Source organism: Listeria sp. Marseille-Q6474 (genome assembly GCF_946902005.1).
GTDB lineage: Bacteria > Bacillota > Bacilli > Lactobacillales > Listeriaceae > Listeria > Listeria innocua.
In genome coordinates, this window is record NZ_CAMPPS010000001.1 from 1,018,551 (window position 1) to 1,034,502 (window position 15,952).

Genomic DNA, 15,952 nt, shown 5'->3' on the forward strand with positions numbered 1-15,952 from the left:
CTTGTCGGCATTCTATGTCACAGTGGAGAAATACCCAAGTCCGGCTGAAGGGGACAGACTCGAAATCTGTTAGGCGGTGTATGCCGCGCCGGGGTTCGAATCCCCGTTTCTCCGTAAAAATAAAAAGGTTGACTACTGCTCAAGAAACTATTTGAACAGTAGTCAACCTTTTTTATTTGTTTTCTCCTAATTAAGTATTCAAAAAATAGTTGATTATATCCTATCACCTATTCTTAAAAACATCTTTTAAATTTGAAAATTATTATAAACTAACGACTATGCTAACTAAGAAAAATAACACAAGGCTCCCCGTTAAACCACTTAGTATAAACTTCTTACATTTATAAAAATATAAACATGAAGCTAAAAAGCAAAATACTGCAATTATTTGAAACCAAACAGAAAAGAATGATCCTTCTTGATATTTAATTACATTAAATATCACATTACAGTACACTACTGCATATATTATTAATAAAAACCATATAACTAACTTTTTCATTATTCTCCCCTTTTATTACTTAATATGGCGAAGAGTTAAAGAACCATTTGCCTGCTCTTTTTAGCTGTTTATTCATATCTTTCTTTTTAACTGAACCAACACTTCTTATATCTTGATATCTGAACGCGTATAATTTTTTACTTCCATAGCCAGTTGGCACAAGCCCACTAGTCCTATATTGCTTAAATGTCACAGCATGGTTATTCCCTTTTTCATACTCAAATTTATGCTCTTCATCCTCTGTTGAACTAGTTAACACAGCTGTATAACATGTTATATTTATTCAATTTACTCTTCAAATTTCATCTATTTATACTTCTCGAAATTCAAGCTTTTTTCTCCGCAAAACTCACATACATTCCCTCATCAAGCTCCCAGTTCTGCAATACTTCAAACCCAAATCCTGCAAGCTCTTCCTTCAATTTCTCAGCTGAAATTTGAATTTCCATTGGAGGACCTTTCAAATCTGTTCCTTGTGTATCAAATTCTATGGTAGCAAAGTAGCCACCAGATTTCACGACTCTACTTACTTCACGCAAAACATCTAGAAGTGAACCCGCTTCATGTAACACGAGCGATGCCAGCACAACATCCACCGAACTAGCTTCAAGCGGAATATCATCCATGCTTGCTTCTAATGTTTTTACATTGGTTAATTCAGCGGTTTTCGCTTTCGCCTCAATTAATTCCAACATTTTCGTATCTAAATCTAATGCAAAAACGGTATTTTCAACCTTTTTCGCGGCCGGAATCGTCAAAAATCCTGTTCCTGCTCCTAAATCTAAAATGCTCGCTGTTTTTTCCATTGGGACCCTCTGTAAAAATTCCTCTGGCGATAAAACTTCGCTCCGTTCAGGTCGATCCAAATAATCTACTTTCCTCTTAAAACCAGCTTCCCCGTGGTGATGATGGTGATGATTCATTTTCAGCACTCCTTTAATGTTGATGTTTTTCAATTTCTACGACAATACTACCTATAGTCTGCTTGCTTAGATAGTCTTCCATTTGTTGCTCTGCTTTATTCATTACTTCGCCGATTAAGCAGTGCGGCTGACTTTCGCTATGATTTTTAGGGTCACAGTGAAAGAAAGCAGCTTTTCCTTCGATAGCTTGAATAACATCTAAAAAACTAATACTATTTGCGGGTTCAGCTAATTTATAACCGCCATTTACACCTGTTACTGACTCAACGAAACCAGCTTTTACTAGCATTGTTAACACTTTAGAAAGATATGTCGGCGAAACATTTTGCTTGGTTGCAAGTTCTTTCACTCCTACAGATTTTTCCGGAGACAAATTTGCTAAATAAACCATCGTATGTAGCGCATAATTGGTTGCTTTTGAAAATTTCATACTTTCACCTTCTTAATTAAAGACTTAATGACTCTATAATATCCTTATTAAACAAATTTGTCAATTTACAACAAAAAAACCTTCTCCTAATAAAGGAAAAGATTTTAGTATTTATAATAAATCTCGCAACAAAGCAGCTAGTTCTTGTTCATTTTTAATACAATAATCTGGCTGGTAAGTGGTATTGTTAGGTTGTATGTGTTGTCGTCTGTTTAGCCAAATTGATTTCCAGCCGGCACTTTTTGAACCAATTACATCATTTTCGAAAGAATCGCCAATATAATAGGTTTCCGCGCTCTTAATACCGATTTGTTCCTCTACTAGCTTAAATATTTTCTTGTCTGGTTTTTCGATACCTACTCCGCCAGAAATAAAAGTGTGTTCAGCTGGAATCCAGTCGTTTATTTGTAAATCATTTATTTTATGTTGTTGATGGTCTTTTGGTCCGTTTGTAATAATTCCCATCGTTATATTTTTCTTTTTAGCCCAGGTGAGGATTTCTTTAATTCCCGATGAAAGTTCAATTTTGCGTTGGTTTTGTTCATAAGTATGTTGAAATGCTTCTGCTTCTTTTTTCGTAATTTGGTAATCAAAATCGCTTAATGCCTGCGTAATCCGGTAAACGTGCATTTCTGCTTTCGGCATTTCGCCTCGGACAACGCGGTGATACACTTCATCACTATAAAATCGACTTTTAATATATAAATTTTCGATTTTCAGGTGGTCCGCTTTGCCAAAAGTAGCTTTAAATGCATTTTCAAAGGGTTTTAGTTGGTCATAAACTGTGTCGTCAATATCAAAAATCAAGTTAATCATCATTTCCTCCTGCAAAATTCGCTTCTTTTACTCTACCATTAAATCAGAAAAGTAGGAAGAGCCTATGCATGATGCTTAGACTCTCTTAGCTATTTTCATTTCATTAATTGTTTCTTCTATAGATATGCAAGTCGCGTAACGCTCAGGCCACATCCATTCATTATAATACTTATAACTATTCTCCCCCGACATAAAGTGGTTTTCTTCCGTCGAATTAGCATGGGCGGGAACGATTATCTGGAAACCATGTTCAAAACCACATTTCACCGTGGCGTCGATGCAAAAATCGGTTTGCAACCCGGCTACTACAATTTTTTTCGTTCCTTTTTCTTTGAGATAAGCAAGTAAACCTGTTCCTTTAAAAGCGCTATTTACGGTTTTATCAAAGATTCTTTCGTCTTTAGTTGGTTGGAATTTTTCGTAAATATCGAAGCCTTCTTTTCCATTTGTAAGTTCTGTATCAGGGCCGTCGTCATGTCGCACATAAATTATTTCTATTTTATTTTTCCGAGCGTTGGTGATTAATCGTTCTATATTGGATACCAGTGAATCGAAATTGTAAAGATTATTTGTCATAATTAATTTTTGTGTATCAACAACTAATAATATCATTCGTTCAGACCTCCGTATGTGCTGTTTATATTATAGCATAGCTTAACCAGCTGTAGGCGCCACATATGCCTTCCAGCCGCCAATCATTTCATCTTTCTCCGACTTACTTAATAGTTGCATACCGATGACTTGATTGACATTCACAGCTAAGCCTCGGCTGAAACGGTTTACTCTACTGGCTGAAACACAATTGATATACACATCGTTTAAGCGAATGAGCTCTCCTTTTGTTTCTACAATTCCTACAATATACCCGATTGCCGTTACAAGTAAAACTGGCTCACCGACTTCGATTGCTTGCAGTAGCTCTTCTTTCATCATGAAGCCCCCTTATTTCATTTTTATTTGTATACCCGATTTTACTTTATTCAAAAGAACAGCCGAACCAAGCTTACTCGGATCGGCTGTTTTCTTTATTTGGTACTTTTTCTTCTAAGGTGTAGTCCTAAGAATAATAGTACTAATCCACCAGCAAATAGCAACATTCCATTCGTATCACCAGTTCCAGGTAATTTTTTCGTTTTACTTGGTTTATTGGTAGAATGTGTAACTTTTGGTGTCGTTTTTGTTACTTTTGTATTCGTTAAGTCCATGCCTTTTACTTTTACACTATAGCCAGATACTTGTTTTTCAGATACGGTATAGCTGTATTTTTCACCTGTTTTGTCTTTCTCTGGAAGGTTGGTAAAGTTGTATTTCCAATTCGATTTTGCTGTTACTTTGATTGGTGTTCCGTAAGCTTTACCGTTTTGTAAAAGTTGTACTTCGATGGATGCAGGACGTATTTTTTCATTGTCTCCCACCCAAATTTTTGTACCGCTCGCTGTAGTTACATTTTTCTCATCGGTTACTTTTGTATTGGTTAAGTTCATTCCATCTGTGGTTGTTTTGTAGCCTGGAACTGCTATTTCAGCAACAGAGTAACGATAATCGTTGTTGTTAGCATCGCCTTTAGGTAAATCTTTGAAGCTATACTTCCAATCGCTCTCTTTCGTTACTTTGACTGGATCACCATAAGTTTGTCCATTTTGTAAAAGTTGTACTTCGATATAGTCTGGACGGTCGTTGGCTGTGTCGTTTTTCCATGTTTTTTCACCAGAGACAGTGGTTTTTGGTGCATCTATTTTTGTGTTGATGACGTTCATTCCGTCGACTTTAGTTTCATAGCCTGGAACTGCTTTTTCGACAATTGTGTAGTTGTAAGCCGCTCCATCATTGGTTGTTTCTGGTAGGTTTTTAAATTCGTATTTCCAATCGTTATCTTTTGTAACTGTTACTGGGAAACCGTAATCTTGCCCATTTTGTTGTAATTGAATTTCGATGGATGCGGGACGATCGTTTTCTGTATCATTTTCCCACGTTTTTTGACCGTCAAGATTAATCATTTTTACATCTGGTTTGATTAATGTGTTGTTAATATCAAGACCAGTGACAGCACTTGTGTAGTTAGCTACTGTATTTTCTAAAACTGTATACGTGTATTTAGTTCCATCTGCATTTGTTTCTGGAACATTTTTGAATTCGTATTTCCAGTCGTCCGCTTTTGTTACAGTAATTGGGCTACCGTATGCTACACCGTCTTGTAAAAGTTGTACTTCGATGGATGCGGGACGATCTGCTTCTTTGTCACCGGTCCAAGTTTTCGCGCCATTCACATCAATCATTTTCAGGTCTGCATGGTTGTCAATAGTCGCTGTTGTTGCACCGTGATCATCATTGGTGATTTCAAGGCCTGTTTCTGTGCTAGTTGGGATGGATAAATTACCATTCGCATCGCTCTTCACTGTAACTGGATACTCTTTATTTTCATTTGATTCATAACCAGTTGGTGTCTTTGTTTCAACAAGAACTACATTCCAGTCTTGATTTTTAGAAGTTGTTTTATAACCTGTCGGGATGAAATTTGCTGCGCCAGAAGAGTCTGTCATAACAATTTCGTTATTATCTGTATCTTTGACCGGTTTCGTTAAATCTGCTTTTCCGTTTTCGTCCGCATAATAAGCTTTGAATTCATAGCCTGTCAATGCTGTTTTGCTTATATCGTCTTGTTTCAAAAGGTTTAAGTTTAGCGGGACAACCGTAGCAACTTCTGATCCAGCTGCTTGGTTAACTAGTTTCGCGCCATATTTCACTTTTTGATAATTTACTTTGAAAAGAACGTTATATAGTTGCATTTGCGGAATGTCAGCCGGATTTGTGATAGCTAATGTGTTTGCAGTTGCTTTTGCTTCTACCGCATACTTATCCGTAGCAAGTGGTACAGGATTTTCAAGTTCCCCGTCAATTTGGAAGCCCGTGTTTGGACTTGCCTCATAACCATTTACTTCCACATTAGAGATAGATTTAAAATTATCTGCAGCAATAACATCCCCAATATTTATAGATGATTTATCAAATTCATACGCACTTCTTACTCGTATTTTATAGCCAACTGATAAATTACCGTCTGCATCAGGAGTAGCCACATTATATTGGCTTCCACTTATATATGCATTTGTTTTATTGTCTAAAACATATTTTTTCGCATAAGCAGTACCGCCACCAGCATCCCAGTACATTTCGCTATTTTCATAAGAGGTAATAACTTTATCGTTGTAAGTGTATGTTGCTTTATTTTGCATGATGCTGCTGTAGTCAATTTCGTCTGGATCAATAACTACAATCATGTACACTTTGTATGCTGCTTTTGTTTCACTATACATCGGGTCTGCTGCCGGTTGTCCAAAATTAAGGGTTAGTGTACGTGCATCTTTTGTTACGGAACCAGTTACACCCATTTTATCCGCGTTATTTCCGAAATATCTTACTCCAACATCATTTAAAGTGGAGTTTGCGATACAAACTTGTTTCTCGGAATATAAGCCTTTTTGATAAACAATAACGTCTTGTCCGTCTGCATTTGTGAATTTCGGTGTACCTTCAAATTTGTTTGTTGTAAAACCATAAATGTGTTTATTGCTAGAATTTAAACCAGCAATATCATATTCAAGCATTTTCAATCCTTTTGGAAGTGTATCTGTGAACGAAGAATTTAGTGTGTCTTCTACTCCAGATGGGTTAATGTTCATTTCATAGACCATATATGTTTTTGGTGAAGTAATTCTACCATCGTCTGCAAGAGGCGTATAGTCTTTCAAGGCAGAACCCATGATGTCGCTACCTATCATATTGCGCGCTGTTTTTTCTGCATCAGCTGCTGATAGACGTGTTTTTTCAAACACTTTTCCTTCTGATGGAATTACTTCTGGTGTTTTAATGAATGTGACATAATCAAAATCGAAATCATCTTCATCTTGTAAAGTCGCTGTTGATTTAGCATTTTCTTTTACAACATGTGGTTTTTCTTTTTGGAAGCCATCAATAGGTTTTACAGTAGAACCATCAACATTACTAATCAGATCATTGCCTGGATCCATATCTGGCGTCGAATCTACATCGGTAATTGCTCCGTCTAAAGTAGAATCACCATTAAAGTTAGAAAATGAACCGATTTCTCCAGCCATGTAAAAGTCTACTGCGCTATAAGTCCCATCATCTGGCATACCGATAGCTTTCATATACATGGTCGCAGTTGCAGTTGCACCTGATGCCATGCCTCCAGAAAGTGTCATGGAGTAAACTTTGATATCACTCCACACACCACCACCACTAGGCACGGTTGTTTCGTATTTCCATTTATCATTCGTATTTTTGAAATCAGATGTATCATTATTTAGTTCATAACCTGCTGGTACATAGGCATAAACGACAACATCTTTTGTATAATTCCCTTGGTTAATCGCGGTATATGTTACGCCAACTGTGCTTCCTTCTGATATAGAAACGGGCGTAGATGTGCTACTAACAGCACCAATATATTTATTGTTTTTATCGTAAGTGGAGCTAATTTTTGTCGTAATTGCCATGTCATAAACATCTTTCCCACTTGGCGTTACAGAACCAGATTTACCTTCGCCGCCTTTAGTCGGGCTTTTAGTAACGTTAGTCAAATCTTTCGTTGGATCTGTTACTTTTGCTGCAAATGTTCTATAAATACCTCCACCATTTTTGGAGATAGTCTGAGCTGGGGAAAATGGTAATTCATATCTAGTTGCGCCAGGGGCAAGGTTTGTTTGGTCTACTGAAGCAACCCAACCGCGTTGAAGCGAAGAGCCAGATGTAGTTGATAAAGCCTGCCATTCTGGTGAACCTTCCGTAATAATTGAAAAACCAGCTGGTAATTCATCTACCATTTTTTCTAAAACGGCATTTTCCCCTGAATTGTTTGTGGCATAAACATAATAGAAAACTAGATCATCTTTTTCAGGTGTATAATTTGTGGACGATGTAGCGACTTTAACATATTTTCCAGTGTCTTTATCTAACCGCCAAGCCGAATCGATTGCTTTAGAGGCGGTGAGTACGCCATTATCTGTATCTGGAGTTGGAGGTGTTACAGGGACCTCAATTTTGCTAATATCTACATCTTTATCATCTTCAATTACAATGGCTTGATAGTCTTCTTTTGTTGTAATAGTCGTATTTATGGTTGCAAACATATCAAATTTAGCGTTAGTAAGCGGCTCATCTTCATATTTTGCCAATGCTTCCGGGCTCTGATTAAATTTGAGTGTGTAACCAATATACTGGACACCATTAATAGTTTTTGTGCCAATCGAGTTTTTCATGGAATCATCTGTAAAAACATTTTGTCTCGGCGTTAACCCATCAATTGCTGGATTAACAAATGTCACTTTGTCTCCTTGGAAGAAGTCTTTTTGTATCCAAAATGTATAAGTTTCATCCAAGACTGCTTCTGAATAGGATGGGATTGCCAAACTTAATGAAAACTTGAGTGAGTCTCCTGGTGCATAAGTTTCTTTCGTATTCCCGTTTGCGTCTGTTACTTTATTTGTAAAATTCCAATCAACAGAACCTTTTAGTAATTGCTTTCCATTAACTAGATTTTTAGTTGTCTCTTTATTGTCAGGTATTACGGTTGTTTTGTTTTCATCCGCTACTTTTTGATTATCTGGTTGAGTTATTTGTTGGGTTGTTTTTGTTTGATTTTCTTCTGCTCCGGCGAAGATATTAGACCATGGAACCAGTTGAAAAACAAGCGCAACCGCAACCATTACAACGAACACTTTTTGCCAGTTGTGTTTTAGCATGATAATTCTCCTTTTACTACTCATTATTGAAATTACTCAAAATAGACCTATGCGTTCTACTTGAATAGTTTTCTTAAACGTATCATACTAGCCAGAATGGCTTTCTGGAACAAGCCAATCATACAAAACTTCCTATATAGCAGAGAGAATTGTGACGTTTCCGCCATATTTAAAGTGTGATTATGTATAAAAAAGTGATAAAAATATACCCTTTTTGATGAACAAAACCTGATCTCCTTTGGTATAATTGAAACTAGTTTTCTCGGGTACATATATATTAGAGATAATGAAGGAGGAGAACTATGTGGAAAAAGCATAAGTGGCTAATTGTTGCAGTACTCTTATTGGTAATTTATGTCGCTCCATTGTTTATTCTTGGTGGGAATAGTCACGTGAGGATACATGATAATTTAGATTCCAATGTGACGTGGTACAAAATGGTTTTGGATAGCGGGGATTATACAGCAAAAGTTGGGACAGCAAATATTGATCAAATAATGGATGATAGTGTCCCAAGAGATTCATTTGATTCAGAATTTGTTGGAATTGATTGGCTTTATATGATTTTCAGTACACCTATTGCGTTTGCGGTGAGCCAGTTGATCACACGTGTATTTGCATTTTTAGGATTGTTTTTATGGGCAAGGGATTATCTCATTAAAGATAAAAAATATCTCGTACCGCTTTATTTTGTTTCTTTAGCTTTTGCACTGACGCCTTTTTGGCCATCAGGTATGCTCAGTACGCTAGGGATGCCACTTGCTTTGTGGGCGTTTTTAAACATTAGAAATAACAAGCGGCGAATCTGGAATGTAGTTATACTGACACTGCTCCCATTTTATTCTAGTTTAATATTAGGATTTTGTTTCTTTTTAGTAATGGTTGGCTGTATCTGGTTATATGATGTTATTAAGAAAAAACAAGTCAATATTCGCTTTTTACTCAGTATGGTTTACATGGGGTTGTTATACGCGCTAGTAAATTATCGTTTTATTTATGCAATGTTCATAAACCCAACACCAGATTCAAGAAGCGAATTTAGTTTGCCAGATTTATCATTTTTAAGTTCGATTCGACTTAGTTTTAAAAATTTCATTGTAGGTCACACGCACGATCAGGCACTCGCTGGATTTGTTATTTTGCCAGTATTACTGCTTGTGCTAGCGTTAATCATTATTAAACGAGAATGGGTCAAGGAAAAACTGTTTTTATGGCTATTCGGGTTTAATTTGTTTTTATCATTTTGGTACGGTTTTTGGTGGTATCGTGGCTGGAACTGGATCAAAGAAAATGTAGAAATTATGCGGACTTTTAATTTTTCACGATTTCACTTTTTACAACCGTTTTTATTTTATGGTTTATTCGCAATTGCAATCGTTTATTTAATAAAAAAAGGAAATTGGTGGCGAAAATTAGCTTATTTAGCAATTGTGTTGCAACTTGTCGTTGTTTTCGCGAATAATTCGGAGATCTACTACCGGACTGGAAATGGCTCACCTAGCATCAATCAATTTTATGCGACGGAGCAATTTACAGAAATTAAAAATTACATTGGTAAACCGCAATCAAGTTACCGCGTTGGTAGCATTGGCCTGCATCCGTCTGTTTCCCAAGAAAATGGCTTTTACACTGTGGATGGCTACGTTAATTCTTATCCACTTGCTTATAAAAGAGCCTTTCGAAAAATCATCGCTGGCGAACTAGACAAAAGCCCCGTTCTAAAAGATTATTATGATAACTGGGGAAATCGTTGTTATTTATTTTCTGCCGAGTTAGGGAAAAATTACGATTTCGGCAAAGATTCGAAAAAGCATATTAAAAAACTAGACTTTAATATAGATGCATTTAAAGCAGTTGGTGGCGAATATATCTTGTCTGCCGTTCCAATTGACAACGCTTCTGAGATTGGGCTAACCTTCGAAAAAGCATTTAATAACAAAGCATCTTACTGGAAAATTTATTTATACAAAGCTACAAATTAAAAAGTAAAAGACGCGTTTTTTAGAGATACAAAGCGCGTCTTTTACTTTTTTTATGGTATGATAAATGAAAGGAGTGATGTTTATGAAGAAAACCATTCAGTCAGTTGGTGTTTGGGGCGATAGTATTATGAAAGGCGTTCTTTTCAATCCAGAAAAAAACCGCTATACTTTGCTTAAAAACAACTGCATTAAACGAGCATCTGAAAAACTTGGCCTGACTTTTCAAAATCATTCCACAATGGGTCGGACGATAACAAAAGGCCACGAAATTTTAACAAAAGACTTGGAAAAAGACGCAACAAACGACATTGCCATCATCGAATTTGGCGGAAATGACTGTGATTTCAATTGGGCAGAAGTGTCTGAAGATCCAGATAAAGAACACATTCCAAGCACGCCTTTAGACATTTTTGAAACGCAACTACTTGAAATGATTGAACGCCTTAAAAAATTAGATATTAAACCGATTTTAATGACACTGCCTCCCCTTCACGCCAAACGTTATTTTGATTTCATTACGCGTAGTGGTCTAAGCAAAGAAAATATTCTCCACTTTTTGGGTGGCGATGTCGAGATGATTTATCGCTGGCAGGAAAGGTACAGCAATGCTATTTCGCGGATTGCAGCAGAAACAGGTAGCCATCTTATCGATATTCGTGATAGTTTTCTTGCCGAGTTCCACTATGAGAATTTACTTTGCGCTGATGGCATTCATCCAAACGAAGCGGGCCATATTAAAATGTCACGTAAATTCATCCAATATGCAAGTTTGCACCGAGCATAAATAAAAGGAGGAAACCCTATCTTACATTTACAAAAAATGACTACTTCTGATTTAGAAGATTTTTTAACTACCGCAATTCCAGACTATGCCGCAGAAAAAATAGCAGCCGGCACATGGTCTAAAGAGGAAGCATTAACCAATTCAAAAGCTTCTTTCCACAAATTACTTTATGACGGAATTACTACACCAAATGAGCATCTCTATAATATTTTCACTGACCAAAAAATCGGTTATTTATGGTTCCATGTCGATGAAAAACATGCCTTCATTTATGATTTTGTGATTTTCGAAACATTTCGAGGTAAAGGTTTTGGTACGAAAACACTTGAAGCGCTAGATGTTCTTGCAAAAGAAATGGGCATCACTAAAATCGAACTCCACGTTTTCGCCCATAACCAAACCGCCATTAAATTGTATGATAAAGTTGGTTTCAAAAACACCGACATTACTATGGCAAAATATATATAAAGAAAGGCTTGAATACCTATTTTTTAGGAATTCAAGCCTTTCTTTTTTTAAGTTCTAATTCTGCTAATTTTTCGTGGCCTTTTGTTGTTCGAAAATATCTTGTCGTATGATCTTCTGTGCTCCGAAAAATATAATTAAATGTTTCTAACCAGTAGACGCCAAGAAGTAATTCATTTTTCGTAAATGCGGCGGCTCCCGGAAATTGCATCATTTCAAAAACTAAGTGATCCATCGTCGCGTTTTTTTCTTCTGTTTTAGATAAAATTTGATAGATTACCGCTTCCGTTGGCTCATCCATCCTATCAACCCCCGCTTACAACATCCCTATTTCCCCAATATGGTATACAAAATAAATTAAAATAAGTAATAAAATATTAAAACCGAGCAAAATCCATTTCACCAATTTTTCTTTCACAAAAAAGACACTGATTGTCGAAATAACTCCTAAAAAAAGTGGAATTAATTGATAAAAGATGCCTTTTTCTCCTCCCGGTACAATATCTGAAATATGTAATCCCCAAGTTAAAATTATCCAAGTTACAGTTAGGATTGTTAGTAAAAATGCAACAAAGTCTTGCCAGTTCCTTTTCATCATAACCCCTCCTACTCCTTCTAAGCTTAACATAAAATAGCGTCACAACAAAAAACAAGCTAATTTTCATAGCTTGTAATTCGTTAAATTCTAATTAAATTTAAAACAAAAAGGGCTATTAGCAAAATATTAAACAGAATAGCAATCCATTTTTCATCCAAAAGTTTATTTAATCTTGTCCCAATAAGCGCGCCGATTATTGCTCCAGGTATCATATAAACACCAATCGAAAAGTCACTTTCACCAACAATCGCGTAGGAGCCGATACTTGCAAGAGAAGTAAGTAGCGTCACATAACTTGATGTCGCAGAGGCAGTCTTTTGACTTAGCATAAAAATAAGTAATAAAATTGGTATAACAATTGGCCCGCCACCGATTCCAAATAAACCAGCTAAAAACCCAATAATTACCCCAAATAAATAAGGCATTATCCGATATTTGCTTAAAAAATGAGGTTTTTCATTATTGCGTTTCTTTTTCCAAACCATCAGAAGTAATAAAATCACGATTAAGGCACCATACATAAAACGATAAACCGCTTCCGGCAGCATTTGGTTCACGATTGCACCAAGAAAAGTAGTTGGAATACTCGTTATAGCAATTTTTAGTGCTAATCCTACGTTTCCTTGCTTCCGTTTATAATAAATACTACAAGTAAAAATCGCCATCGTGAAAACCGTCAGCGCAGAACTAAAAGCCGCAGTTCCTCGAGAAACGCCCATTAGTAGTAAAATTGGCAAAAGTATTACTCCGCCACCAATACCTAAAAAGCTTCCCACAACACTCGTACTAAGCGCTATTAGAAAGTATGTTATCATATCCATTTTCCGTACCTCTCTTCTTTCACCTTTTTCAGCTTAACATATTTCCCAATTTTTAAAAGTACTAAAAAAAGACAATAAATTATTGTCTTTTGAATTCAAATGCTAGGAATGGGTTCAATCACCAAATTCTCACTAGCCTTATCTATATACGTCACTTTCATTGCAGTTAAATCGGCTTCCCACAGTTCGATTCCTGCCAAACCTGCTAATTCAATAAATTTCTCAAAATCTATCCGTCCCGCTTGTGCTTGTTTTATTGCCTCACGTAATTTTTCTGCTGAACTTTCCTTAGAAACAGGCATAGCAACTCCATTTAACTGGGCTTCTACCATATTATCCTGTTCATCCCAAAATACATAAACGCCTTTTTGAACTAAAAACTGATATTTTATAATACCTAATTCCTTAAAACCTTGTATAACTTTCGGGAAATCACCAGCGTTTTTTTCACTAGTTGCTGCTTGTAAAATCAATTGTTTATTTATCATAACTAGTCTCCAATCAAGTATGTCTTTCTTTATTATACCTGATTTCTAGATTAATCTAAATAAGCGGTTTTTCCTCTTTGAAAGTTTCAATAAGTGCCTCTTCCAAATCATATAAAGAATCGTTGGTTTGATCTAAAGTATAGCCATGATCCAGTGCAAAAATAATAATAGCATCTCGGCGGTTTTTCGCATATAAAGGTGGATATTCCGTATATTTTAGTAATCGACTCGCTTCATGACCTGAAAGCTTAAAACCAAAAGAAAGCGCGATAGTCCGGTCGCGAGAAGGTCTTCTAACTCCACTAAAAATCTGATAGCCATATGTTTCATGGAGTCTTGCCGCACGAATGACGCTAGCTTTTGTTAATTTTTTCTCTACTAATAACTCTTTTAAATATGTAACCATTTCACTTGATTTAAATTCCGCCTCGTTTTCATCTAAAACCTGGCGTAGATTTGTCGCTTTTTTTAATTCATGAAGTAATTTACTTGTCTCTTTTTCACCATCCATAAGGCACACCCCCGATTGTTTTTTTTATTATATCACGAAATAAGTACCCGACTACTATGCTTCATGCTATAATTTCACTATAAAGTGTAGAAGGGATTTTAGAAAATGGGAGAAATGACGCTTGCTTTTATAGAAGAACAATATAAAGAATTAGATAATCTAAATAACAAAGAAAATCCTGCCGTACTAACGCGTAATACCGCAACAGGCGAATTATTAGTTCGTAAAATAATCCCTATTAGTTTCGCTCCAGTACTAGAGGAACTTAAAAAATTATCAAGTAACTATTTACCCAAAATTGAAATGATGATTCCAAATGGCAGCGAGCTGATTGTATATGAAGAATATATCAACGGGAAAAACTTAGCTGACTTAATGAAAGTAAATGCGCCCTTTGATGCTGATGAGGTGACACGACTGATGTTGATGCTTTCTGACGCACTGACGGAACTTCATACAAACGCAATTATCCATCGTGATATAAAACCGTCCAATATTATGATTTCCAGTGATGGCGTTTTAAAATTAATTGATTTTGATGCATCTCGTGTTTTTGAAGTAGGAAAAAATCAAGATACAGTCAATCTCGGGACGATCGGGTACGCTGCTCCTGAGCAATATGGCTACTCGCAAACCGACGCTCGTTCAGATATTTATAGCATCGGCGTCCTTATGCTTGAACTTTTACGTGGAAAAAATAATTTACCTGACAAAGAAACAGCTACTTCTCTAGAAAAAATCGCCATGCAAGCAGCATCCTTCGACCCAGAGCAACGTTTCCAAACTATCCAAGAATTCCGAACCGCTATTAAAAATGATTCGCTTGGACCTACCTTTGTTTCCGAATTAACAGACTTAGGCGACTTCACTACGATAGAAGACAGCGCGGACGAAATAAACTGGGCAACTTCAACAGATGAATACGAAAAAGATTTTATTCCCTGGTATAAACATATTCCCGGCTTTAGAACTGGTCATACTTGGAAAATGGTAGTTGCAGTATTAGGCTATATTTTCATGGCATTTGGATTATTTACCCCACCAACAGAAGGCGTTAAAATGAATAACATCGAAAACTTTTTCGCTAATTTTTTCTTGATATTCCCTGCTTTCATTATATTTACTAATTTATGCGGCATCTGGTCCAAATTACCTTTACTTAAGTCCTCTTCTAAAGGAACAAGAAAAGCTGGTATTGTCGTATATATTTTTGTTTGTATTATAATTTATGGAATTTATACAGAAATCTTTTCTTAGTCCTATGCCCGTTGCATAGGACTTTTCTTATCTCCGCATGGTGTAATAGATACAGATAAATTAAGAAGGAGAGAAGAAAATGAAAAATTTAAAACGCGTTTTACTATTAATGGGGATTATAACTTTTGCCCTAGCCCTAACTGCATGTGGTGGGACAGAAGATAAAGCAAGTACAGAGAAAACAAAGACAGAAACAGCTAAAGCGGAAACGAAAGAAAAATCAGATCCAAATAAACTTGGAGATTACAAAGTAGAAATTCTTAGTTCAGAAGTAGTTAAGGATTTATCAGGTAGAGATGCTATTGCAATCAAAACAAAATTCACGAACAACAGCAAAGAAAATATTTCTTTCATGGTAGCAATTGACCAACAAGCGTTCCAAAATAGTACCCAATTAGATACTGCCGTTGCAGCAGATGGTGGCTTAGGTGGCTCTGATAAAGATGTACAACCTGGAGGCACTTTAGAAGTAACAAGTACTTACACACTACAAGATACGCAAAATAAAGTAGACGTAGAAGCTAAAGAATTAATCAGCTTTAGCAAAAACACAGTCAAAAAAACATTTGAATTAAAATAAAAAATCGGCCGCAAACAATCACTGTTTGCGGCT

At 36.2% G+C, this 15,952-nt stretch carries 16 protein-coding genes and 1 tRNA gene; 6 read left to right on the plus strand and 11 right to left on the minus strand.

Going from position 1 to position 15,952, the window contains the following annotated elements; all coding sequences use genetic code 11:
- Positions 1–24 precede the first annotated feature (24 nt).
- A tRNA-Ser gene (locus OC533_RS05145) sits at positions 25–114 on the plus strand.
- Between the two features lie 714 nt (positions 115–828).
- Here OC533_RS05145 and OC533_RS05150 read toward each other — a convergent pair.
- From OC533_RS05150 to OC533_RS05175, 6 genes are all read right to left on the minus strand, one after another.
- Positions 829–1,425, minus strand: coding sequence for a class I SAM-dependent methyltransferase (locus OC533_RS05150; RefSeq protein ID WP_262265235.1), 597 nt, complete (start codon positions 1,423–1,425; stop codon positions 829–831).
- Positions 1,426–1,438: 13 nt separating this feature from the next.
- Positions 1,439–1,855: an Rrf2 family transcriptional regulator gene (locus OC533_RS05155; protein WP_194323260.1), complete on the minus strand. Its 417-nt coding sequence runs from the start codon at positions 1,853–1,855 to the stop codon at positions 1,439–1,441.
- 111 nt (positions 1,856–1,966) lie between these two features.
- Positions 1,967–2,671, minus strand: a complete 705-nt coding sequence (locus OC533_RS05160; RefSeq protein ID WP_194323259.1) for an HAD family hydrolase — start codon at positions 2,669–2,671, stop codon at positions 1,967–1,969.
- 75 nt (positions 2,672–2,746) lie between these two features.
- Positions 2,747–3,283: a cysteine hydrolase family protein gene (locus tag OC533_RS05165; RefSeq protein WP_194323258.1), complete on the minus strand. Its 537-nt coding sequence runs from the start codon at positions 3,281–3,283 to the stop codon at positions 2,747–2,749.
- 42 nt (positions 3,284–3,325) lie between these two features.
- Positions 3,326–3,601, minus strand: coding sequence for a hypothetical protein (locus OC533_RS05170; protein ID WP_003724373.1), 276 nt, complete (start codon positions 3,599–3,601; stop codon positions 3,326–3,328).
- A gap of 95 nt (positions 3,602–3,696) precedes the next feature.
- Positions 3,697–8,433: a Cna B-type domain-containing protein gene (locus OC533_RS05175; protein WP_194323257.1), complete on the minus strand. Its 4,737-nt coding sequence runs from the start codon at positions 8,431–8,433 to the stop codon at positions 3,697–3,699.
- Positions 8,434–8,735: 302 nt separating this feature from the next.
- On the opposite strand from OC533_RS05175, the gene OC533_RS05180 reads away from it, so the two are divergent.
- The 3 genes from OC533_RS05180 (at position 8,736) to OC533_RS05190 (ending at position 11,667) form a co-directional block, all read left to right on the plus strand.
- Positions 8,736–10,415, plus strand: coding sequence for a DUF6044 family protein (locus tag OC533_RS05180; protein WP_185512839.1), 1,680 nt, complete (start codon positions 8,736–8,738; stop codon positions 10,413–10,415).
- Between the two features lie 82 nt (positions 10,416–10,497).
- On the plus strand, positions 10,498–11,199 hold the full coding sequence (locus tag OC533_RS05185) for an SGNH/GDSL hydrolase family protein (RefSeq protein WP_160464150.1): 702 nt from the start codon (positions 10,498–10,500) through the stop codon (positions 11,197–11,199).
- A gap of 18 nt (positions 11,200–11,217) precedes the next feature.
- Positions 11,218–11,667 (plus strand): GNAT family N-acetyltransferase, encoded by a 450-nt coding sequence (locus OC533_RS05190; protein WP_373404523.1) that lies wholly within the window; start codon positions 11,218–11,220, stop codon positions 11,665–11,667.
- A gap of 31 nt (positions 11,668–11,698) precedes the next feature.
- Here OC533_RS05190 and OC533_RS05195 read toward each other — a convergent pair whose 3' ends face one another.
- The 5 genes from OC533_RS05195 to OC533_RS05215 all read right to left on the minus strand — a co-directional run bounded on the left by OC533_RS05195 (position 11,699) and on the right by OC533_RS05215 (position 14,082).
- Complete coding sequence (locus OC533_RS05195) at positions 11,699–11,965, minus strand: DUF3116 family protein (protein WP_003760828.1); 267 nt, start codon at positions 11,963–11,965, stop codon at positions 11,699–11,701.
- Between the two features lie 15 nt (positions 11,966–11,980).
- A complete protein-coding gene (locus OC533_RS05200; RefSeq protein ID WP_070753530.1) occupies positions 11,981–12,259 on the minus strand; it encodes a hypothetical protein in 279 nt (92 codons plus the stop codon).
- Positions 12,260–12,342: 83 nt separating this feature from the next.
- On the minus strand, positions 12,343–13,083 hold the full coding sequence (locus OC533_RS05205; protein WP_194323256.1) for a sulfite exporter TauE/SafE family protein: 741 nt from the start codon (positions 13,081–13,083) through the stop codon (positions 12,343–12,345).
- A gap of 95 nt (positions 13,084–13,178) precedes the next feature.
- Positions 13,179–13,571 carry a DUF1398 domain-containing protein gene (locus OC533_RS05210; protein ID WP_003765748.1) on the minus strand — a complete coding sequence of 131 codons (393 nt, stop codon included), beginning with the start codon at positions 13,569–13,571 and terminating at the stop codon, positions 13,179–13,181.
- Between the two features lie 55 nt (positions 13,572–13,626).
- Positions 13,627–14,082: a hypothetical protein gene (locus OC533_RS05215; protein ID WP_003765745.1), complete on the minus strand. Its 456-nt coding sequence runs from the start codon at positions 14,080–14,082 to the stop codon at positions 13,627–13,629.
- Between the two features lie 105 nt (positions 14,083–14,187).
- Between OC533_RS05215 and OC533_RS05220 the strand changes: the two genes are divergently transcribed.
- Together OC533_RS05220 and OC533_RS05225 are read left to right on the plus strand one after the other, a co-directional pair.
- Entirely contained in the window at positions 14,188–15,339 is a 1,152-nt protein-coding gene (locus OC533_RS05220) for a serine/threonine-protein kinase (protein ID WP_194323255.1), read from the plus strand.
- 79 nt (positions 15,340–15,418) lie between these two features.
- The gene (locus OC533_RS05225) at positions 15,419–15,919 is read left to right on the plus strand and encodes a DUF5067 domain-containing protein (RefSeq protein ID WP_194323254.1); all 501 of its coding nucleotides are present in this window, start codon (positions 15,419–15,421) and stop codon (positions 15,917–15,919) included.
- The last annotated feature ends 33 nt before the right edge of the window (positions 15,920–15,952 follow it).

Bases quoted from the DNA above. Each gene is read 5' to 3' on its own strand.
- OC533_RS05150 (WP_262265235.1), bottom strand. From the start codon at position 1,425: ATGAATCATCACCATCATCACCACGGGGAAGCTGGTTTTAAGAGGAAA.
- OC533_RS05155 (WP_194323260.1), bottom strand. From the start codon at position 1,855: ATGAAATTTTCAAAAGCAACCAATTATGCGCTACATACGATGGTTTAT.
- OC533_RS05160 (WP_194323259.1), bottom strand. From the start codon at position 2,671: ATGATTAACTTGATTTTTGATATTGACGACACAGTTTATGACCAACTA.
- OC533_RS05165 (WP_194323258.1), bottom strand. From the start codon at position 3,283: ATGATATTATTAGTTGTTGATACACAAAAATTAATTATGACAAATAAT.
- OC533_RS05170 (WP_003724373.1), bottom strand. From the start codon at position 3,601: ATGAAAGAAGAGCTACTGCAAGCAATCGAAGTCGGTGAGCCAGTTTTA.
- OC533_RS05175 (WP_194323257.1), bottom strand. From the start codon at position 8,433: ATGCTAAAACACAACTGGCAAAAAGTGTTCGTTGTAATGGTTGCGGTT.
- OC533_RS05180 (WP_185512839.1), top strand. From the start codon at position 8,736: ATGTGGAAAAAGCATAAGTGGCTAATTGTTGCAGTACTCTTATTGGTA.
- OC533_RS05185 (WP_160464150.1), top strand. From the start codon at position 10,498: ATGAAGAAAACCATTCAGTCAGTTGGTGTTTGGGGCGATAGTATTATG.
- OC533_RS05195 (WP_003760828.1), bottom strand. From the start codon at position 11,965: ATGGATGAGCCAACGGAAGCGGTAATCTATCAAATTTTATCTAAAACA.
- OC533_RS05200 (WP_070753530.1), bottom strand. From the start codon at position 12,259: ATGAAAAGGAACTGGCAAGACTTTGTTGCATTTTTACTAACAATCCTA.
- OC533_RS05205 (WP_194323256.1), bottom strand. From the start codon at position 13,083: ATGGATATGATAACATACTTTCTAATAGCGCTTAGTACGAGTGTTGTG.
- OC533_RS05210 (WP_003765748.1), bottom strand. From the start codon at position 13,571: ATGATAAATAAACAATTGATTTTACAAGCAGCAACTAGTGAAAAAAAC.
- OC533_RS05215 (WP_003765745.1), bottom strand. From the start codon at position 14,082: ATGGATGGTGAAAAAGAGACAAGTAAATTACTTCATGAATTAAAAAAA.
- OC533_RS05220 (WP_194323255.1), top strand. From the start codon at position 14,188: ATGGGAGAAATGACGCTTGCTTTTATAGAAGAACAATATAAAGAATTA.
- OC533_RS05225 (WP_194323254.1), top strand. From the start codon at position 15,419: ATGAAAAATTTAAAACGCGTTTTACTATTAATGGGGATTATAACTTTT.